Raw genomic sequence first — 20,518 nt, forward strand, 5'->3', positions numbered from 1 at the left:
TCCGCCGTTCATTTATCTTCAGGCCGGAGGCCACCATGACCGCAATCAAACAAGGCGACACTGTTCGCATCCATTACACCGGAACCTTGCTGGACGGCAAAGTCTTTGACAGTTCCGAAGGGCGCGATGCGCTGGAGTTTGCGGTAGGTTCGGGCCAGATTATTCCTGGTCTGGATGCTGCTCTGCCGGGGATGGAGATTGGTGAGAAAAAGCGTGTTGAGATCGATTGCGTTGACGCCTATGGCCCGATCAATCCGGGTATGCAGCAGCAGATCCCCCGCGAGGGTATTCCGGATGACATACCTCTGGAACCCGGTACACAGCTGCAGATGCAAACCCCGGAAGGTCAGACGCTACCGGTGACGGTTGTCGAGGCGGATGAGGCGACGGTGACTCTGGATGCAAATCACCCGCTGGCCGGTAAGGATCTGATCTTTGATATTGAGATTGTCTCGATCAATTGACCGAGTTCGGGTTAAAGGCCCGGAATCTGCGAGATCAACGGTTCAAGCGCATCGCGTACCTGAGGCTGGGTCAGAAACACAAAAGCAATCAGCAGCGATGTGAGGACCAGCAACAAAAGGCGCGCACGGCCACCTGCTGACTTGCGTTTCAAAGCTGGCGAGCGCGAATTGCTCGCGAGGATTTGTTCAAGCTTGCTCATATCGTAATCCCTGCCGGGCAAAGATGGTTAAATCTTGGCACCGGCAGGGAAAGATATGGTCACATGGCTTCGGGTTGCGGCATGCCCAGAATGTGATAACCGCCGTCGACCCGAATGATCTCACCCGAGGTATAGCTGCCCGCGTCTGACGCCAGATAGACGGCGGTGCCGCCAACAGCCTCGAGCGTTGCGTTCGACCGCATCGGAGCGTTCTGGTCGCAGAATTTATAAGTTTTACGCGCACCACCAATGGCCGCCCCGGCCAGCGTTTTCATGGGGCCAGGCGAGATGGCGTTCACCCGAATGCCTTCGGGACCCAGATCATTGGCCAGATAGCGGGTCGCGGATTCCAGCGCGGCCTTGGCGACACCCATGACGTTGTAGTTCGGCACAACCTTGTTCGAGCCCTGATAGGTCAGGGTCAGCAGCGTGCCGCCGTTGTCCTTCATCAGCGGATAGGCGCGGCGCGCAACCTCGATGAAGGAATAGGCCGACACGTCCAGCGAGTGTTTGAAGTTTGCGCGGGTGGTGTTCAGGAACCGGCCTGTCAGCTCGGATTTGTCCGAATAGGCGATGGCATGCACCACAAAATCGATCGTCGGCCAGCGCTCGGCCAGTTCGCCAAATGCGCGCTCCAGCGAAGCGTCGTCGGTGACGTCGGCATCGACCATGAAGTCACTTCCAAGGCTCTGGGCCAGCGGTTCGAGCCGCTTTCCAAAAGCCTCGCCCTGATAGGTGAAAGCCAGCTCAGCGCCCGCCTCGTGCATGGCTTTGGCGATGCCCCACGCGATCGAGCGGTCATTTGCCACGCCCATGATCAGGCCGCGTTTACCCTTGAGAATATCCGACATCTTATTCACCCGTTATACTTCGACAGAACCATGGATCCGTTGGTGCCGCCAAAGCCGAAGCTATTGGTCATCACGCTGTCCAGGCCTGCGTTTTCAACAACTTGCGTTGCAATTTCACCGGGCAGAATGCCGTCGGCAAGTGTGTCGACATTGATCGACGGAGTAATGAAGTCATGCTCCAGCATCAGCAGGCAGAAGATCGCTTCAAGCGCACCTGCCGCGCCCTGCGCGTGACCGGTCATCGATTTGGTCGATGAAATCGGTGGCACACTGCCTTCGCCAAAAATGCGGCGCACGGCTTCGACTTCTCCAACGTCGCCCACTGGGGTCGAGGTGCCGTGGGCATTGATATAGCCGACCTTGCGGCCTTCGGGCACAGTGGAGAGCGCCAGACGCATCGCACGCTCGCCGCCTTCACCAGAGGGGGCCACCATGTCGTGCCCATCAGATGTTGCGGCATAGCCGGTTACTTCGGCATAGATTTTCGCACCGCGCGCCAGCGCATGCTCTAGGTCTTCCAGAACCACGATGCCGCCACCGCCGGAAATCACAAATCCGTCGCGGTTCTGATCGAATGCGCGCGAGGCTTTGTCGGGCGTGTCGTTATATTTCGACGACATCGCGCCCATCGCGTCGAAAAGGCAGGACAGGGTCCAGTCGAGCTCTTCACCCCCACCGGCGAACATCACATCCTGCTTGCCCAGCATGATCTGCTCGGCTGCGTTGCCGATGCAGTGCAGCGAGGTCGAGCAGGCCGAGGTGATCGAGTAGTTGATACCTTTGATCTTGAATGCGGTCGCAAGGTTGGCGGAAATCGTCGAACACATGCATTTCGGCACCGCGAACGGACCGATCCGCTTGGTTGCGCCGGTTTTCAGCACGGTCTGGTGCGCAGTCAGCATCGCGCTGGTCGATGGACCGCCCGAACCGGCCACCAGACCGGTGCGCGGATTAACGACCTGATCTTCGGTCAGCCCGGCATCAGCGATGGCCTGGCTCATCGCAATATGGGCATAGGCTGCGCCCGGTCCCATGAACCGAAGTGTGCGTTTGTCCACGTGTTCGGCGACGTCGATTTTCAGCGAACCGGCGATCTGGCTGCGAAAGCCGTGCTCGACCATCTGTTCGCTTGCTACGATGCCGGATTTGCCTGCTTTGAGCGAGGCGAGCACCTCTTCGGCATTGTTCCCGATCGAGGACACAACCCCCAGACCGGTGACGACTACTCGACGCATGTGCGTACTCCTTATTGCGGCCGGTCAGGCTCAGGCGTCTGACAGAACGACCTTCATATCTTTGACGTCGTATATCAATTCGCCATCGGCTTCGACGATGCCATCTGCCACACCCATGGTCAGGCGGCGCGTCTGGATCGCCTTTTTGAAATCAATCTTATAGGTCAGCATCTTCCGGTCCGGGCGCACCATGCCGGTCAACTTGACCTCTCCGACGCCAACGGCCATGCCACGTCCTTGCCAGCCGCGCCAGCCAAGGTTGAAGCCGGTCAGTTGCCACAGACCGTCCAGGCCCAGACAGCCGGGCATAATGGGATTGCCGGGGAAATGGCAGTCAAAGAACCACAGGTCGGGCGTTATATCAAACTCAGCAAGTACATGGCCTTTGCCATGCGCACCACCATCGCCGGAAATCTCGGTGATGCGGTCCATCATCAGCATCGGCGGAGCGGGCAATTGCGCATTACCGGGGCCGAATAACTCGCCGCGGGCGCATTTCAGCAGATCGTCCTTGTCAAAACTGCTTGGGAATTGGGCCATTCTGCCGCCTCTCCTGCCTGGTCTGTTCGTTATATCTGGCCTCGTCTATCACCCGTTTGCAAGGTCCTGCAAGACCAGCACGCCATATCATGTTGTGATGACGATACTTCTTGCGAATGAATTTCATTTGAAATTGCGGGTCGGGCGCACTTATATTAAGGGCAGCAAAACACAGGTATCGGATTCATGACACCTCAGAGCCGTGACATAGCTACAAATTGGTTGGTTGACGCCGGTTTGCGTCCCACGCGCCAAAGGGTTGCCTTGGCCGAATTGCTTGTGGGCGACGGGTTGCATCGACATGTGACCGCAGAAAGCCTGTTCGAATCCGCCAAATCCAACGGTGACGCGGTTTCATTGGCCACCGTCTATAACACCTTGCGGGCGTTCTGCGATGCCGGGGTGCTGCAAGAGATCACCGTTGACGGATCGAAAAGCTATTTTGACACCAATACCCATGATCATCCGCATTTCTTCTGGGAAGACGAAAGCCGCCTGAGCGACGCGCCGTCCGATCAATTGGTGATCCAACAGTTGCCCGAAGCGCCCGAAGGGGTTGAGATCGCGTCGGTCGATGTGGTGATCCGGCTGCGGAAGAAGTAACCTTTAGGCCGTTTGCAATAAATCAACCAATGCGCGTCCAGCCGTCGTGATCAGCGGCTCTGTTGGGCCAGTGCCGTGACGCGCCAACACGACGGCTTCGGTTGCATCTGCATCAATGATCGGCAGACTAACCAGAGGCACCTGATCATAGCTGAAGCCACTTGTCGGGCTGGCATAGCTGATCCCAACGCCTTCACCATGAGCGGCCAGACTGCGCTGAATCTCGAGCGTTTCCGCGCGGTGTGAAACAGTAGGGTTAAGCCCGTCGCGTCTGAACAATCCAAGCACGTGTTGTGCTGACAGGCCTTCTTTGGAGAGAATCAGTGGAAACTCAGCAAGATTAGCCAAGGTAACCTGCTCAGAAATCGCCAGCGGATGATCAGGACACAGCAATGCATACGGGATGCTATCGAACAGCTTTGAGCACGAGAAACTCGCGTCCATCCCCAAATCATAAGTCATTGCAAAATCGTATTTTCCATCGATAAGACCGGATATCAGGCCTTCGAATGTCTCAACCCCATGCGTCAGGGAAATATCTGGTACTGCCTCGCGCAGGCAGTGCAGAGATTTAGCCAGTAGAAAGGGGGCCAAATCGACAAAGCACCCAAGACGCAATCGGCTTTCGCCCGAAGTTGGCTGCTTTGCATCTTCAAGCTGCGCGGCTCGGTTCAACAAGGCTTCGGCTTCTTCGATGAACTTGCGGCCCTGTGGGGTCAGCGCCATTGCGGCGCCCCGCCTTCGGGCAAAGAGTGGATATCCCAGATGCGATTCGACCCGCGTCAGCGCATTGGACAAGGCGGGTTGCGAGACGTTCAGGCGTTGTGCCGCCGCAGACAGGCTTCCGTGCCGACCAATGGCACAGGCATATTCGTACTGGCGGAGCGTAAGGTATAACATCAGGTTAATACCTAAGTCCAAAGATATGATTTGAACAGAGGTCTCATTCATGCGCAGATCAGGTGACAAATCCAAGGAGACCGCGATGACCCATCCTCTTGTTTCGCAAGCGATGATTGACGACTACCAAAACGATGGCGTTGTGTTGGTCAAGGGTCTGTTCGCCGATCATGTTGAAACCCTGCGGGCCGGGGTTTCCGCGAATATGGAAAAACCCGGACCTTATGCATCAGAGAATAAGAAAGAAGGCGAGACTGGTCGTTTTTTCGATGATTACTGCAACTGGTCGCGTATCCCGCAGTTTCGTGAGGTGATCGAAAACTCTCCTGCCGCTGAAGTAGCGGCCGACCTTATGCAATCGCAATCCGTGCAGATGTTCCATGACCATGTACTGGTGAAGGAGCCCGGGACCTCAATGGCGACGCCGTGGCATCAGGATGGGCCTTACTATTTTGTCGAAGGTCAACAAAATATCAGCTTCTGGTCACCACTGGATTCGGTGAAACACGCGACCTTGCGTTGCGTCGCCGGTTCGCACCGCTGGGAAAAAGAAGTGCTGCCTACCCGCTGGGTCTCGGAAGAGGGATTCTTCCCCGATGAGGGTCAATACATGCCGATCCCCGACCCGGATGCCGAAGGGATGAAGATCGTCGAGTTCGAGATGGAGCCGGGCGACGCCGTAGCTTTCAACTACCGCACGCTGCACGGAGCCCGAGGCAATACTTCGGAAAGTCGGCGTCGGGCCTTCTCACTGCGGTTGGTTGGTGATGACGCGCGGTATGTCGAACGTCCTGGCCGAACGTCTCCGCCATTTCCGGGACATGACATGGTGCCGGGGCAGCGGCTGCGCGAGGACTGGTTCCCAGTTCTGCTACAGCGATAGAGCCTAGAACCATTGGCCCGATTCAATCAGGCCCAGATCCAGCAATTGGCGCGAGTCCCACTCGAACGGAGTTGAATGGCTCCAGCAGAAGTTGGAGATATCAAACGTCGATCCGGCGTTCGTCTTCAGTGCTTTGGCGGCCCGGAACGAACAGATCGCGGCGGTCAGGTTGTTGTGCCACGGGCAAGCATAGGTGTTGTATTCCGGCTCATTGAATGTGTGATCAGGCAGAAGTTTCAGATCGGGTTTTGCTTTGAACAGCGAAATCCGATCGATGCGGCGCCGTTCATACGGGATATGATCTTCGAACCGCCAGCGCAGACCACCCGACATATCCAGTTGGCGCTCCAGCGGCTTGCCAGATGCGTCATGCCGCGTGTGGGCGTAGTATCCGGTCTTGTCCAGCATTGCGTGATCGGGGGCCACCCCGTTGGGATAGGTCGTCAGATCATTCGCATACAGATCGACCACATGGGTCAGCATGGCCTTGCGCCGTTCTTCAGAATGGAAAGCCAGTAACTCTCCGACCGTGCGGGTTTCGCAGAAAGGGTAGAACAGATATTCAGCGTTGTAGCAGTAGTATATCCAGATACCTTGGGCGGCCTGAATGATCCGATTGATGACCTCAAATACGACGGTTCTAGGCGCGCAGGTCATCGTCACTCGATGAACCTTTGCTTCTAACGCTTCATCCAGCGTGAATTCCTGCGGCAGGAATGCGATCACGGATTTGAACCCCAGTTTCAGATGATGGAGTAGTGTGCCTTCCAGTTCGACATCATCTTCGGCAAATATCAGTGCGATGGGGCCTTTCTGCAGGGTATTGCGGCCGGAATTCAGAAGGTGATCAAGGGATTGGTACTGCATCGTGGGTGCTGTTTCAGCCTCGCTGGAAATTCCCGCCAAATTCGGGTAATTGCGCCAGCATTGCAAGCGGCGTTCGATCCGTATAGACGACGCCGACCCAGCGACTGCAAAGGCCAACCCATGTCTGAACCGAAAAAGCTGTTTATCAAGACCTATGGCTGCCAGATGAACGTCTATGACAGCGAACGCATGGCCGAAGCGCTGGGCGGGCAAGGGTATGTTGAGACCAAAACACCTGACGAAGCAGATATGATTCTGCTCAATACCTGCCACATCCGTGAGAAGGCTGCCGAGAAAGTCTATTCTGAACTGGGCCGCTTCAAGGGGCTTAAAGCGGGCAAGCCAGACCTGAAGATTGGTGTCGCCGGGTGCGTGGCTCAGGCCGAAGGTGAAGAGATCATGCGCCGCCAGCCACTCGTCGATCTGGTGGTGGGGCCGCAAAGCTATCACCGCTTGCCAGAGATGGAGGCGAAGACGCGCGTGGGTGAAAAGGCTCTGGATACCGATTTCCCGGAAGAAGATAAGTTCGAAAAGCTTAAGAACCGCCCGAAGGCCAAGCGTGGCCCGACTGCGTTTCTGACGGTTCAGGAGGGTTGCGACAAGTTCTGCGCCTTCTGCGTGGTGCCTTATACCCGCGGGGCCGAAGTGAGCCGCCCGGCGGATCGCATTCTGAATGAGGCGCGCGATCTGGTCGAACGCGGCGTGCGCGAGATCACGTTGCTGGGCCAGAATGTCAATGCGTATCACGGGGCTGGTCCGAACGGCGATATGACACTTGCCGCATTGATCTGGGAACTGAACAAGGTCGATGGGCTTGAGCGTATCCGCTTTACCACCTCGCACCCCAACGACATGGACGATGCGTTGATCGAAGCACATGGCACCTGCGAAAAGCTGATGCCTTATCTGCATCTGCCTGTGCAGTCAGGATCGGACAAAATCCTCAAGCGCATGAATCGCAGCCATACGGCCGAAAGCTATCTAAGGCTGATCGAACGCATCCGCGAGGCGCGGCCTGATATTCTGATGTCTGGCGATTTCATTGTAGGCTTTCCGGAAGAGACGGAAGAGGACTTCCAAGCCACTCTGGATTTGGTGGAAGAGGTCAAATACGGCTACGCCTATTCATTCAAGTACTCTACGCGTCCCGGCACACCTGCAGCAGAACGGCCACAGGTCGAGGCCGAAGTGGCGGATGAACGACTACAGCGCCTGCAGGCGATGATCACACGCCATCAACGCGAGATTCAGGACTCGATGGTTGGCAAGGCAGTGAATGTTCTGTTCGAGAAACCAGGGCGGCAACTAGGTCAGATGGTTGGAAAATCCGAGTATCTTCACGCGGTTCATGTCGCAGACGCCGATGTTGCGAGCGGAGACTTACGCAAGGTAAGGATCAAGGCCTCTGGCGCAAACTCGCTAGCGGGCGAGTTGATCTGACCAACAGCAATGGGGCCGCCAGAGTTCCAAACGCTGAAATTTAACCCTTGATTTATGGCTTGGAACTATGTTCGGAGGGAGGTCAGAATTTTCCGGGCTGTTATTGGGGTGTCGGCGAAAGCGCCCACTCAGACTGACCGCCTGGATTGGAGGAGGGTACGAGTAATGAGTTGGATGCGTTTTCCAAGTGTGAACCTTTCCCGTGTTTTGACTGCTGCGGCCATTTTACTTTCCTGTGCGGCACCGACATTGGCCGGGGATGTGATCGGGGATGTGACCGAGCCTGATGTCGTTTCATCTCAGCGTTTTGCGCGGGATGTGAATGCATTCTATCTTGGAATAAGTGCCGGGCATGCTTCCGGAGGGTCGGATGAGTTTGGTCTGCGCGTCGATAGCGGAGACCCGCTTGCTGCAGGCAACGTTAAGCCTAGTGGGAATTTTGTCGGGTTTCGTGGCGGTTGGCGCGGTATCCTGCCTGCCAGCGGTGGGCGGGATTATGTCTATGGCCTGGAAGTGGGCTATGATTTTGGCACGCTGGATGACAGCACGACGTCTCAGACTCCTTCGGGGCAGGTCAGCGGCAGGTCTGCAATTTCCGACGTATTGTCCATCCGCCTGCGAAACGGACTGACGAACCGCAGCCGCAGCGTTTTGTATTTCGTGACCGTAGGATATGTTCGTGGCGATATCACCACGACAGGCTCCCTAACAGATGCAGGTGGGACAAGCCGGTTCGAAAGCGAGGATCGTCGACAAGGATTCTCGGCCAGCCTTGGTGCGGAACACAGACTAAACGAGAATTGGTCAATCACCGGTGAGATCGAGTACCTGCAATTCGAATCAAAGACGGTTGAACTGGGTTCGACATTCTCGACCAAATCCACTCCAAGCTATCGCGGGCTGCGGATTGGGTTGAACTATACGTTCTGAAGAATTGCCTGAATTGCGTGTTTCGGTTGATGATGCAGCGCCGATCGGCGCTTTTGTCATGTGAATCACAAAAATTGAAACTGCCGCTTGCGTCTCCCTTCCGAGTTTGTCTACGCTCAAGGTGAAACGCCAAGACAGGAGAACGGATTGGCCATCGGTGCCCTGACCCCACCGCAAGATGACATGCCCCAGCGTGAGGCGCTTGTTGAATTCCCAGACAACAGACTATTGATCGATTTGTGCGGTGAATATGACCGTAATCTAACCGATATCGAACAGAAGCTTTCGGTGCAGATTGTGCGACGCGGCAATCAGTTGGTGGTGCTTGGTGACGAAGATTCGCAAAAGCAGGCGATAGAAGTATTGCAGGCGCTTTATACCCGGCTCGAAGGCGGGCGTGATGTGGAGGCTGCAGATGTCGATCGAGAGCTGCGCATGGGCAATTCCGAGGCCGGAACCGGCACGCGGGATGGTGACCAGCTTGAGATGTTCAAGGGTGGCACAGTTGAAATTAAGACCCGTAAAAAACTGGTCGAGCCACGCACGGACGCCCAGAAAGCCTATGTCCAGTCGTTGTTCAACAATGAACTGGCCTTTGGCATTGGCCCTGCGGGAACTGGTAAAACCTATCTGGCCGTCGCGGTCGGTGTGTCGATGTTCATCGGTGGGCATGTGGATCGGATCATTCTCAGTCGTCCTGCGGTCGAGGCGGGGGAAAAACTAGGCTATCTGCCCGGTGATATGAAGGACAAAGTCGATCCTTACATGCAGCCGCTTTACGATGCGCTGAATGATTTCCTGCCCGGCAAACAATTGGCCAAGTTGATCGAGGAAAAGCGGATCGAAATTGCTCCGCTGGCCTTCATGCGAGGGCGCACTCTGGCGAATGCATTTGTTGTTCTGGACGAGGCGCAGAATGCCACGACCATGCAGATGAAGATGTTCCTGACCCGTCTGGGTGAAGGCAGCCGGATGGTCATCACCGGAGACCGGTCACAGGTTGATCTGCCGCGTGGTGTGCATTCAGGCTTGGCTGATGCCGAGCGGTTATTGAAAACGATCCCAAATATCAGCTTCAACTATTTCACCTCGAAAGATGTCGTCCGCCATCCGCTTGTCGCAGCCATTATCGAAGCGTATGAGGCCGATGCGGGTCGTGAAACCGGATAACCTCTGAGGCCCTAGTTGAATCTGGGCTTGGGACCGATGGCATGAATCTGGAAATCACCCTTGAGGATGAGCGTTGGCGCGGGCTGGAGCCATTGGCCGTGCGCGCTATTGCGGCTGTTCTGGAGTATTGCGGTCTTGAGGCGGATCAATGCGAGATCAGCGTGTTGGGCTGCGATGATGCCCGGATCGCTGAATTGAATGCCGAATTTCGGGAAAAGCCGACGCCCACCAACGTTCTTAGTTGGCCTGCCGAAGATTTGGCTCCGGAGCAGGCGGGGAAGATACCACAGACGCCGCAGCCTGACTTTACCGGCGAAATCGCGCTGGGCGATATTGCGATCTCGTATGACACCTGCACCCGCGAAGCGACCGAGGCTGGCAAAAGCACCGACGATCACGTGACGCACCTGATCATTCACGGTACATTACATTTGCTAGGATATGATCACATTCGTGACCTCGACGCCACTTTGATGGAAAGGGTCGAGGTCGAGATACTTGGCAAACTGGGTATAGATGACCCATATAATGTATGACATGGGCACTTTAGCCCGATCAATTGGAACAGGATAATGGGTGAAACAGACGGCAGTTCTAGGGCGGCGCATGGCGCGCATTCTCAGAACAGCGATAATGACAGCGACGAAAGAGGCGGGCTATTTTCGCGGCTTCTCGACGCATTTTCTTCTCAGGACGAAGACACCAGTCAGGTAAATGGGGCTGAGACGGTCAGCGCCCAACCGAGGGGCATGATCAACTTGCGCAGAATGCGGGTCGAAGATGTCGCTATCCCCACGGCCGAGATCATCTCGGTACCCGTTACGACTCCAAAGGATGAGCTGGCGCAAATCTTCCGGGATAGCGGATTGTCGCGAATCCCTGTGTATGACGGAACGCTGGATACACCCTTGGGATTTGTACACCTCAAGGATTTTGCGCTGACTCATGGCTTCAATGGCAACTCGGCCGAGTTCGATCTGAAGTCGATGCTCAGGACGTTGCTGTTTGTTCCGCCCTCGATGCCAATCGGAGTTCTGCTGACCAAGATGCAGACCGAAAGACGCCATATGGCGCTGGTGATCGATGAATATGGTGGGGTCGATGGATTGCTGACGATCGAAGATTTGATCGAACAGGTTGTTGGTGAAATCGCCGATGAGCATGACGCCCATGAAGATCAGCTATGGATACAGGAAAAGCCCGGTTGCTATGTGGTGCAAGCACGTGTGCCGCTTGAAGAGTTCGAGGCTGAGATCGGTCGCTCTCTGACCAGTCACGAGGATGTGGACGAGGAAGAGATTGATACGCTGGGCGGTCTGGTCTTCATGCTGTCGGGACGGGTTCCGGCGCGTGGTGAGGTTGTATGTCATCCCGAAGGTCCCGAATTCGAGGTTATCGACGCTGATCCCCGCCGAATAAAACGGTTGCGTGTCATGTTGCCGGACATTGCCGCATGAACCCTGCCAAGGGTTGGCCCTATTTGATACGAATGGTGCTGGCGGCGATATTGGGTGTTGCGGCGGCCTGTGGCCTTGCACCATTGGGTTACTGGCCGATTACCCTGATTTCTCTGGTGTTGATCGCGCCGTTATATCTGACCTCCGAAACAGGTCGCCGAGCGGCCTTGCTGGGGTGGGTCTTTGCAACAGGGTATTTTGCGCACGCGCTAAGCTGGATTGTCGAGCCGTTTCTGGTTGATGCCGAGCGCCATGCGTGGATGGCGCCATTTGCGCTGATCTTCATGTCGGGCGGGTTGGCCTTATTCTGGGCGCTGGCCTTTGGAATTGCGAAACGCATTGGTGGATCGCCCATCTTGCAGGCGATGTCGTTGTCCGTTGTATTGTCACTGGCCGAATTTGCGCGCGGTTATGTTCTGACCGGCTTTCCTTGGGCAGGCATCGCACAAATCTGGGTGGATACACCATTCGCGCAGCTTCTCTCACTTGTCGGGCCCTATGGCTTGGGCGCCTTGACCCTGCTCGCCACTTTAACGCTGGGAGCTGCACTATTCAGTAGTCAAAGCCGCCGCAACCTTGCCGTATCGATCGCGTCCACTGTGGGTTGTTTGGTGCTGGCCTTAGTCTATTCAGCAAGTCGACCGCCGATCGTATCCTCAGGTCACATCGTGCGCCTGACTCAACCCAACGCGCCCCAGCACCAGAAATGGGATCCCGCCTATGCGCCTTTGTTCTTTGCGCGACAGTTGGAGTTCACGGCAGCCGAGCCACGGCCGGATCTGATCGTTTGGCCAGAATCATCGGTCCCGGCATGGCTGGACAGCGCACAGCCTTATCTGGCGGCTATCGGTGAAGCCGCACAGGGCACTCCGGTTTTCCTGGGTATCCAGCGTGCTGAAGGTCAGCAGATCTATAACTCGATGATCTACCTAGATGAGGAGGGTCAGCGGGTGGGGCTTTATGACAAGCATCATTTGGCCCCGTTTGGCGAATATGTACCATTCGGCGATGTGATGGCCCGATTTGGTATCCACGGAATGGCGGCCACAACCGGCAATGGCTTTAGTGCCGGACCGGGGGCCGCGCTGATGGATGCGGGTCCGCTTGGCAGAGCGCTGCCTTTAATCTGTTACGAGGCGGTTTTTACGCAGGATGTTCTGGCCGCGCCTGACCGTGCGGATTTTCTGCTGCAGATTACCAATGATGCCTGGTTTGGAACTCGGTCAGGCCCGTATCAGCACCTTGCTCAGGCGCAGATGCGTGCGATCGAACAAGGTCTGCCAATGATGCGCTCGGCCAATACCGGAGTGTCGGCGATGATCGACCCATTGGGCCGGATCACCGAGTCCTTGCCCCTTGGACAAGCAGGCTTCATTGATGCTGAGTTACCAAGCGCTCAAAGCGCCACGATCTATTCGCGCATAGGCGACAATCCAGTACTTTTGACCTTGCTGGCGCTACTTGCATTGCTTTGGCGTCACACCAAGCGGCACGATGATCAAATATCGATTGACGCTGCCTGACAGTGCGCGTATTCGGACGACCGCCCGTCACAACGGCTTCCTGACGTGATGGGGAAATCTTAATGGAGCACATTCATGTCCCGGCAGAATTACACTTTTACTTCGGAATCCGTTTCCGAAGGGCACCCCGATAAAGTCTGCGATCGAATTTCTGATGCAGTGCTTGATGCGTTCCTGCGTGAAGAACCAGAAGCGCGCGTGGCGTGCGAAACCTTCGCAACCACTGACCGCGTGGTTATCGGCGGAGAAGTGGGCCTGTCGGATCAGGAGAAGCTGCAAGACTACATGGCGCATATCGACGATATCGCGCGGGCTTGCATCAAGGATATCGGTTACGAACAGGACAAGTTTCACCACGAAACCGTCGAAGTGACCAACCTGCTGCACGAGCAATCGGCCCATATCGCGCAGGGTGTGGATGCAGCCGGCAACAAAGACGAAGGTGCAGGTGACCAGGGCATTATGTTCGGCTACGCCACGACCGAAACGCCTGCTCTTATGCCAGCGCCGATCCAATATTCCCACGCGATCCTTCGTCGGCTGGCCGAGGTGCGTAAGAATGGCTCCGAGCCTGCGCTTGGCCCGGACGCAAAATCGCAATTGTCGGTGGTTTATCGCGATGGCAAACCCGTTGGTATCAGTTCGATCGTCCTGTCTACCCAACATCTGGATGAGGCACTGACCTCAGATGATATTCGCCAAATAGTCGAGCCCTATATTCGCGAAACATTGCCCGATGGCTGGCTGACAGCTGAGACCGAGTGGCACGTGAACCCAACCGGAAAGTTCGTTATCGGCGGGCCAGACGGAGACGCAGGGCTTACGGGGCGTAAGATCATCGTTGATACCTATGGCGGTGCGGCACCTCACGGCGGTGGTGCGTTTTCAGGTAAAGACCCGACCAAGGTCGATCGTTCAGCGGCCTACGCGGCGCGCTATCTTGCCAAAAACGTTGTTGCGGCAGGCATGGCAGAACGCTGCACCATCCAGCTGAGCTATGCGATTGGTGTGTCTAAACCCCTGTCGATCTATGCGGATACCCACGGCACTGGCCAGATCGCGGATGCAGTGATCGAAAAGGCAGTTGGGCAGGTTATGGATTTGACACCACGAGGAATTCGCGAGCATCTGCAGCTGAACAAGCCAATCTATCAGCGTACAGCGGCATACGGCCACTTTGGCCGCGAGCCTGACGCAGACGGTGGTTTCAGCTGGGAACGCACCGATCTGGCAGCAGCCCTGAAAGCGGCCGTCTAAGCACCTGTTAAATTGTGCGCCCTGACGGGCGCGCTCTTTTTCCAATTGAAATCACAATCGTGGTGTAGGTGCAGACCCACATCTGCACCTATTGCCAGATAGCACGCATGGCAGTATGGCGACCGCCATGAGCACACAGACCCCACAACGCCCGCGCAGAAACTTCTATGGCCGCTTCAAGGGCAAAACCCTGAAGCCCAGCCAGAAGGCCTATTTGAACGAGGATCTCAGCGCCTTGTCTCCGGGTGCGGTCGACTGGGAGGCCAATCCCGAACGTAAGCCACTTGACCTTGACGGATTGTTTGGTGACAAACCTGTCTGGCTTGAGGTTGGCTTTGGCGGTGGTGAGCATCTGGTGCATCAGGCCCAGCAAAATCCTGATATCGGCATCATCGGGGCAGAGCCCTACATTAACGGCGTCGCCATGTTGCTGGGCAAGATTCGCGAAGCCGGTGTTAAGAACCTTGCGGTGCATCCCGGCGACGCACGAGACCTGTTTGATGTACTGCCCGAGGCCAGCATCTCAAGGGCCTTCCTGCTATACCCTGATCCTTGGCCCAAGAAACGGCATCACCGGCGCCGGTTCGTCACTCAGGAACATTTGGAGCCGCTGGCGCGGGTCCTGAAACCAGGTTCCATCTTCCGTGTCGCCACAGACATACCGGATTATGTCCGGCAGACATTGGAAGAGGTGCCGCGCGCCGGGTTCGAATGGCTGGCCGAACGTCCTGCGGATTGGCGCGAGCCTTGGGGTGACTGGATTTCCACCCGCTATGAACAAAAGGCGCTGCGCGAAGGGCGCACCCCGCATTACCTGACCTTCCGCCGCAAGGGCTGATTGCCGCTGGACCATCTGGCCCCAATTCGCTAATCCGCCTTGAACTGATAGCGAGAACAGGAGCCCCCATGTCCGGACACGGCACGCCCATCCCGATGACGTCGCACCCTTGCGGCCCGCTGACCGGCACGGCAGAGGTGCCGGGCGACAAGTCGATCTCGCACCGGTCGCTGATCCTCGGGGCGATGGCCGTTGGCGAGACCAAGATATCGGGCCTGCTGGAAGGCGAAGATGTTCTGGACACCGCCAAAGCGATGCGTGCTTTCGGGGCGGAAGTGACCGATCACGGTGGAGGTGAGTGGTCTGTCCATGGTGTGGGTGTTGGTGGATTTGCAGAACCTGATCAGGTGATCGATTGCGGAAACTCCGGCACCGGTGTGCGCCTCATCATGGGGGCGATGGCGTCGTCACCGATTACGGCGACCTTCACAGGGGATGCCAGCCTGAACAAACGCCCGATGGCCCGGGTTACCGACCCGCTGGCCTTGTTTGGGACGCAATCCGTTGGCCGTTCGGGCGGGCGTCTGCCGATGACCATTATCGGCGCTGCAGATCCCACCCCGGTACGTTACGAAGTGCCCGTACCCTCGGCGCAAGTGAAATCTGCAGTTCTGCTGGCGGGTCTGAACGCCCCCGGCAAGACCGTCGTGATCGAGAAAGAAGCGACGCGCGATCATTCAGAACGGATGCTTGCAGGCTTTGGCGCCGAAATCACTGTCGAAGATACGGATGAGGGGCGGGTCATTACGCTCACCGGTCGGCCAGAGCTGAAGCCGCAGATCATTGCCGTGCCGCGTGACCCGTCCAGTGCGGCCTTTCCGGTTTGTGCCGCTTTGATCACCCCCGGTTCGGACGTTTTGATCCCTGGGATCGGGCTGAACCCGACACGTGCAGGGCTGTTCACCACATTGCGTGAAATGGGCGCGGATCTGACCTATGAAAACGAACGCGAAGAAGGTGGCGAGCCGGTTGCCGATCTGCGCGCAAAATATTCGCCTAACATGAAGGGGATCAATGTTCCGTCCGAGCGCGCGGCATCGATGATCGACGAATATCCGGTGCTGTCCGTGGTGGCGGCAAATGCAACGGGCACCACGATGATGGGTGGCGTCAAAGAGTTGCGCGTTAAGGAAAGTGACCGGATTGATGCGATGGCTCGGGGATTGCGCGCCAATGGCGTAACGGTCAATGAAGGTGACGAATGGTGGTCGGTCGACGGTCTTGGTATTGGTGGCGTGCCTGGTGGCGGGACCTGCGAGAGCTTTTTGGACCATCGCATTGCCATGTCATTTATGGTCATGGGGATGGGAGCAAAGGCGCCGGTCTCGGTTGATGATGGCGGCCCGATTGCAACGTCGTTCCCGATTTTTGAGCCTTTAATGGCTGCGCTTGGTGCCAAGGTCGCGCGTGGATGAGGTTCACCGTTGCAATCGACGGGCCTGCGGCGGCGGGTAAGGGGACGATTTCCAAGGGTGTCGCCGCGCATTTCGGGTTCGCGCATCTGGATACCGGTCTTCTGTATCGCGCTGTGGGACGTCGGGTGCTACAGGGCGAAGAGGCCGTTTCTGCGGCCCAGTCCCTGACTGCAGAAGAACTGCAGCAAGGCGATTTGCGCACAGCTGAGATTGCACAAGCGGCCTCAAAAGTTGCAGTTATCCCCGAGGTCCGCAGCGCGTTGGTTGATTTCCAAAGGGCCTTTGCCCGACGTGCCGGGGGTGCGGTTCTGGATGGGCGAGACATTGGAACTGTGATCTGCCCGAAGGCCGAGGTGAAGTTGTTTGTCACCGCCAGTCCCGAAGTCCGGGCTGAACGGCGGTATCAGGAGCTTGCGGCCAAAGGCGCAGATGTGACACGCGAACAGGTTCTAGCGGATGTCAAAGAACGTGATGCGCGCGACGCCGAGCGCAGCACAGCTCCGATGAAGCCGGCAGATGATGCTGTGCAGCTTGATACATCTAACCTGAACATCAAGGCCGCGCTGGCGCGGGCGCTTGAAATCATTGAAAGCAGCCTGCCCGCGACCTAATTGCGCCGCGGGCAAGTGTTGGTCAGTTACAACTCACCCACTGCTATACTCTTGATGTTGGCCCACTGGTCATCTGCAGTTTGCGTAGTACCTGCGACGTCTTTCAGAAAGGCGGCACGGGTATCTGCGTTGAGAAACAGATACAGTTTGCCGTCTGCGATCAGGTATTGATCCGGATCACCGTCGAACTTCTTGCCAACAGACACACCGAACGAGCAATAGCCGCCGTGCTGTGGCAAGTAGGCTGCTGGGTTGGCCTCGAACGCCTCGCGGTTTTCTGCACTCGTAAAGTAGTAGGAGGCCCCATCATAGGTCGCCGAGTGGTTGGCGAAGCCTTCGACCGGGTTGCCGCCGGTGACCAGCGCGACCAGATCAACGCCATGCGCTGCAAGGGGGGCGCCCGCGGCCGAAAGACCTTTGGAGACGTTGATTTCATCTGCGGCAAATGCCGGAGCCGTCAGTGCAAGTGTTGCTGCAAACGCAGTAAGTACAAGTGATTTCATGGCAGTTGTCCTTTCCATTTTAGTTCAAGGCTCGGGTCCGCCCCAAGCCGATGAGACTAAGTTAGGAAAGGTGTGGCGGACGGTGAATCGCAGATAAGTCGCGAGATGATGCAGATCGTCCGAAGATCAGGGCGTTTTGCCAAAACTGTTCACATAGCTTTGTTTAGCCACCCGTCCTCTGGCCGCCTAAGCTGTGCGGATAACCGTAGGAGTGCCCCATGATCCGACTAGCCATGATTTTTTTCTTTCTTGCGGGCAGTGTGGCTGCACAGCAATCTGATGCGCCGGTGCCTGAGGCCGAGCCTCGGATGACTTACGAACGGTTGGGCAAGATAATATTTGCGCTGGACCCAGAGGCGCGGCCAATTGGACCGGGGTTTGAACTGACCATATCTGATGTGACGATGCTGGTTGTCACCGATACCAATGCCGATCGCATGCGGGCGATGGTTGCAATTGGCAGCGCTGCTGATCTGTCGCCTTCCGATCTACAGCGCATGATGCAGGCGAATTTCGACAGCACGCTGGATGCGCGTTACGCGATCGCAAATGGTACCTTGTGGGCGGCGTTCATTCACCCGCTGTCACTGCTGGAACGAGACCAGCTGATCTCGGGGCTCGCTCAAACCGTGAACATCGCTAAGACCTATGGCACATTGTACACCGGCGGCGCTGCCGAGTTCGGAGGTGGCGACAGTCACGATCTTCAGCGTGAACTGATCGAAGAATTGCTGAAAAAGGGCGAGGAGATTTAAATTTCGTTCGGTTTTTCCGTCAAATCGCGACGCCATAAGCTCTAGCTGAACGTAATAAAGCTGTTATAGTTTCCCTAAAGCCAAGAAAGGGAAGGCTGCGACACGAACCCCAATTCAAAATGGGGCAGCAGCCAAACAATCCCACCGAGCCAACAGGGACAAGAAAATATGAACAATCGTTTGCGCAAGATCACCATCGTAGGTGGTGGCACAGCGGGTTGGATGACCGCGCTGATCCTCGACATGGTGTTTTCCCGCACCTCAGCGCCAAAAGATCGTCCGCGTATCTGCCTGATCGAAAGCCCCAACATCTCGACCGTGGGCGTTGGTGAGGCGACGGTTCCGCGCATGCCGGTCACCTTGCGCCAGGCGGGCATTTCCGAGCGGGATTTTTTCCGCGAAACCAACGCGTCGTTCAAGCTGGGTGTCAAGTTCTGCAATTGGAACAGGGACGCTAAGGGCAATCGTATCGATTATGTGAACCCTTTTGCTCATGGCCAATTGCTGGAAGGTCTGGAGTCGGCCGAATACTTCCTGCGCTTTGGCAATGGGGATCGGGATTTCACGCAGTCGATCTCGCCCCATGATGATTTGGCGCGTCTGTGCAAAGGGGCGCGGCCCTTGGGCGCGCCTGAATTCGAGCAACGGTTTGGATATGCCTATCATCTGGACGCCGTGAAATTTGCAGGCATGTTGACCAAGGTCTGCACCAAGCGCGGCGTTGAGCATATTCAGGATGAAGTGCAATCTGTCGAACTGGATGAGCAGGGCAATGTGAGCCACCTGATGCTGGAGCACAAGGGTCGTCATGACATCGAGATGGTCATAGATTGCACTGGGTTCCGCGGGTTGATCATCAATCAGGCGCTGGGCGAGCCGTTTATGGATTATTCGGACTATCTGCCCAATGACCGCGCCATGGCGCTGCAGATCGAACATCCTGATCCCGAGAAGATCGAAAGCGTTACACGCTCGACCGCACTTGGCGCTGGTTGGACTTGGCGGGTGCCGCTCTACAATCGTGTGGGCACGGGCTATGTCTATTCGTCGGCGCATCGGACGGATGATCAGGCGGCCGATGAGTATTTGGAATGGCTTGGAGACAGCGGTAAAGGCTTGACTCCGCGCGTGATCCCGATGCGGGTCGGGCGTGTGCGGAATGCATGGGTGAAGAATTGTTTGGCAATCGGATTGTCCGGCGGATTCATCGAACCGCTTGAAAGTACCGCAATCCACATGATCGACCATGCAATTCGCTGGTTTGCTGAACACTTGCCAACGCGCGATATCGAGCCTGCATTGCGCAATCGCTATAACCGACAGATGAACAAGCTCTATGATGAAGTTTTGGATTTCATCTGTCTGCACTACCGATTGGGCAACCGCACCGATGATCAATACTGGATCGATGCGCGCACTGAGATGAAGATCCCGGATCGGTTGGCCGAGAACCTTGAGCTGTGGCAGCACCGCTTGCCGATGGAGCACGATATCGAGTTCGCGACGCTGTTCAATTTCCGCGTCTATCAGACAGTCCTGTTGGGCAAGCAGGTCTATGATACCGGTTATGGCACCGGTATTCGTGATCGCATTCGACCGTTGAAGAAACCGATTTGGTTCCAATGGTGGAAAGGTGCGAAAATGGACCTGGCGCAGATCCTCAAAACCATGCCGGATCACAAGACGCTGCTGCGCGATATCCGCGGAGAGCTTGAAAAACCGGCCTTTGGCAAAGCGGTCGCGGCGCAACCGACCGTGGCGATGCCGGGCGTCAAACCCGCACCAGTTGTGATCGAGAACATGCCGAACCTTGCCGAGATTCAAAGCGGCAAAAAAGATCTGCAATTGTTTTAGGGTGGCTTCGGACCAGGCCAAAGAACCGGCGAGTTTAGCAAGCAGTTTGGCTGCTCAGTATCGATGCAGGCCTCTGATGCGTCGATTCTGTGGTATTGCCCTGTAATTATGGGCTTTGCCCTTGCGCATGATGCGGAATCCGCCTATACGCGCGCTGTCTGAACAAGGGCGGTCAACGTCCGGATGACGTATCTGAGCAGGGCCGGGTCACCTCGGCCCTTT

General features: G+C 56.5%; 22 protein-coding genes and 1 riboswitch. Of the genes, 15 read left to right on the forward strand and 7 right to left on the reverse strand.

The features are described from left to right. Positions 1-35: 35 nt before the first annotated feature. Positions 36-464 carry an FKBP-type peptidyl-prolyl cis-trans isomerase gene (locus tag ACR0NN_RS07840; RefSeq protein ID WP_170721452.1) on the forward strand — a complete coding sequence of 143 codons (429 nt, stop codon included), beginning with the start codon at positions 36-38 and terminating at the stop codon, positions 462-464. Positions 465-475: 11 nt separating this feature from the next. Here ACR0NN_RS07840 and ACR0NN_RS07845 read toward each other — a convergent pair whose 3' ends face one another. The 4 genes from ACR0NN_RS07845 to fabA are packed head-to-tail and all read right to left on the reverse strand — an operon-like array spanning position 476 to position 3,290. Continuing rightward, positions 476-664 carry a hypothetical protein gene (locus tag ACR0NN_RS07845; protein WP_170721449.1) on the reverse strand — a complete coding sequence of 63 codons (189 nt, stop codon included), beginning with the start codon at positions 662-664 and terminating at the stop codon, positions 476-478. A gap of 59 nt (positions 665-723) precedes the next feature. Next, entirely contained in the window at positions 724-1,515 is a 792-nt protein-coding gene (locus tag ACR0NN_RS07850; RefSeq protein WP_170686077.1) for an enoyl-ACP reductase FabI, read from the reverse strand. Between the two features lie 5 nt (positions 1,516-1,520). Then, positions 1,521-2,750, reverse strand: coding sequence for a beta-ketoacyl-ACP synthase I (gene fabB, locus ACR0NN_RS07855; protein ID WP_170721445.1), 1,230 nt, complete (start codon positions 2,748-2,750; stop codon positions 1,521-1,523). A gap of 30 nt (positions 2,751-2,780) precedes the next feature. Further along, entirely contained in the window at positions 2,781-3,290 is a 510-nt protein-coding gene (gene fabA / locus ACR0NN_RS07860; RefSeq protein ID WP_039538618.1) for a bifunctional 3-hydroxydecanoyl-ACP dehydratase/trans-2-decenoyl-ACP isomerase, read from the reverse strand. A gap of 186 nt (positions 3,291-3,476) precedes the next feature. Between fabA and irrA the strand changes: the two genes are divergently transcribed. Then, positions 3,477-3,893, forward strand: a complete 417-nt coding sequence (gene irrA, locus ACR0NN_RS07865; protein ID WP_170686075.1) for an iron response transcriptional regulator IrrA — start codon at positions 3,477-3,479, stop codon at positions 3,891-3,893. Positions 3,894-3,896: 3 nt separating this feature from the next. Here the strand turns inward: irrA and ACR0NN_RS07870 are convergent, their stop codons facing one another. Further along, on the reverse strand, positions 3,897-4,793 hold the full coding sequence (locus ACR0NN_RS07870) for a LysR family transcriptional regulator (RefSeq protein WP_480684372.1): 897 nt from the start codon (positions 4,791-4,793) through the stop codon (positions 3,897-3,899). Positions 4,794-4,878: 85 nt separating this feature from the next. Here ACR0NN_RS07870 and ACR0NN_RS07875 point away from each other — a divergent pair, with 85 nt between their 5' ends. After that, on the forward strand, positions 4,879-5,676 hold the full coding sequence (locus ACR0NN_RS07875; protein ID WP_170721438.1) for a phytanoyl-CoA dioxygenase family protein: 798 nt from the start codon (positions 4,879-4,881) through the stop codon (positions 5,674-5,676). Positions 5,677-5,679: 3 nt separating this feature from the next. On the opposite strand, the gene ACR0NN_RS07880 is transcribed toward ACR0NN_RS07875, so the two are convergent. Continuing rightward, entirely contained in the window at positions 5,680-6,543 is an 864-nt protein-coding gene (locus ACR0NN_RS07880; protein ID WP_170721839.1) for a hypothetical protein, read from the reverse strand. Positions 6,544-6,663: 120 nt separating this feature from the next. Between ACR0NN_RS07880 and miaB the strand changes: the two genes are divergently transcribed. The 10 genes from miaB to cmk all read left to right on the forward strand — a co-directional run bounded on the left by miaB (position 6,664) and on the right by cmk (position 17,184). Continuing rightward, on the forward strand, positions 6,664-7,983 hold the full coding sequence (gene miaB, locus ACR0NN_RS07885) for a tRNA (N6-isopentenyl adenosine(37)-C2)-methylthiotransferase MiaB (RefSeq protein WP_170721435.1): 1,320 nt from the start codon (positions 6,664-6,666) through the stop codon (positions 7,981-7,983). A gap of 165 nt (positions 7,984-8,148) precedes the next feature. Continuing rightward, the gene (locus ACR0NN_RS07890; protein WP_170721431.1) at positions 8,149-8,913 is read left to right on the forward strand and encodes an outer membrane beta-barrel protein; all 765 of its coding nucleotides are present in this window, start codon (positions 8,149-8,151) and stop codon (positions 8,911-8,913) included. A gap of 147 nt (positions 8,914-9,060) precedes the next feature. Further along, a complete protein-coding gene (locus ACR0NN_RS07895; protein ID WP_170721428.1) occupies positions 9,061-10,083 on the forward strand; it encodes a PhoH family protein in 1,023 nt (340 codons plus the stop codon). 41 nt (positions 10,084-10,124) lie between these two features. Next, positions 10,125-10,619 (forward strand): rRNA maturation RNase YbeY, encoded by a 495-nt coding sequence (gene ybeY, locus ACR0NN_RS07900; RefSeq protein WP_170721424.1) that lies wholly within the window; start codon positions 10,125-10,127, stop codon positions 10,617-10,619. Positions 10,620-10,655: 36 nt separating this feature from the next. After that, complete coding sequence (locus tag ACR0NN_RS07905) at positions 10,656-11,540, forward strand: hemolysin family protein (RefSeq protein ID WP_170686067.1); 885 nt, start codon at positions 10,656-10,658, stop codon at positions 11,538-11,540. Continuing rightward, positions 11,537-13,063, forward strand: coding sequence for an apolipoprotein N-acyltransferase (gene lnt / locus ACR0NN_RS07910; RefSeq protein ID WP_170721421.1), 1,527 nt, complete (start codon positions 11,537-11,539; stop codon positions 13,061-13,063). The genes ACR0NN_RS07905 and lnt overlap by 4 nt, the downstream gene beginning before the upstream one ends. Before the next feature lie 21 nt (positions 13,064-13,084). Then, positions 13,085-13,133: riboswitch (SAM-SAH riboswitch) on the forward strand. 5 nt (positions 13,134-13,138) lie between these two features. Then, on the forward strand, positions 13,139-14,320 hold the full coding sequence (gene metK, locus ACR0NN_RS07915) for a methionine adenosyltransferase (RefSeq protein ID WP_170721417.1): 1,182 nt from the start codon (positions 13,139-13,141) through the stop codon (positions 14,318-14,320). 127 nt (positions 14,321-14,447) lie between these two features. Further along, positions 14,448-15,158, forward strand: a complete 711-nt coding sequence (gene trmB / locus ACR0NN_RS07920; RefSeq protein WP_170721415.1) for a tRNA (guanosine(46)-N7)-methyltransferase TrmB — start codon at positions 14,448-14,450, stop codon at positions 15,156-15,158. Between the two features lie 68 nt (positions 15,159-15,226). Next, positions 15,227-16,573, forward strand: coding sequence for a 3-phosphoshikimate 1-carboxyvinyltransferase (aroA, locus tag ACR0NN_RS07925; protein WP_170721406.1), 1,347 nt, complete (start codon positions 15,227-15,229; stop codon positions 16,571-16,573). Then, positions 16,570-17,184: a (d)CMP kinase gene (gene cmk, locus ACR0NN_RS07930; protein ID WP_170721403.1), complete on the forward strand. Its 615-nt coding sequence runs from the start codon at positions 16,570-16,572 to the stop codon at positions 17,182-17,184. The genes aroA and cmk overlap by 4 nt, the downstream gene beginning before the upstream one ends. A 26-nt stretch (positions 17,185-17,210) precedes the next feature. On the opposite strand, the gene ACR0NN_RS07935 is transcribed toward cmk, so the two are convergent. Next, positions 17,211-17,687 carry a YHS domain-containing (seleno)protein gene (locus ACR0NN_RS07935; RefSeq protein WP_170721400.1) on the reverse strand — a complete coding sequence of 159 codons (477 nt, stop codon included), beginning with the start codon at positions 17,685-17,687 and terminating at the stop codon, positions 17,211-17,213. 218 nt (positions 17,688-17,905) lie between these two features. On the opposite strand from ACR0NN_RS07935, the gene ACR0NN_RS07940 reads away from it, so the two are divergent. Continuing rightward, positions 17,906-18,442: a hypothetical protein gene (locus tag ACR0NN_RS07940; RefSeq protein ID WP_170721396.1), complete on the forward strand. Its 537-nt coding sequence runs from the start codon at positions 17,906-17,908 to the stop codon at positions 18,440-18,442. Between the two features lie 168 nt (positions 18,443-18,610). Further along, a complete protein-coding gene (locus tag ACR0NN_RS07945; RefSeq protein WP_170686059.1) occupies positions 18,611-20,296 on the forward strand; it encodes a tryptophan halogenase family protein in 1,686 nt (561 codons plus the stop codon). Positions 20,297-20,518 lie beyond the last annotated feature (222 nt).

It is taken from the genome of Ruegeria sp. BA2 (assembly GCF_056539605.1).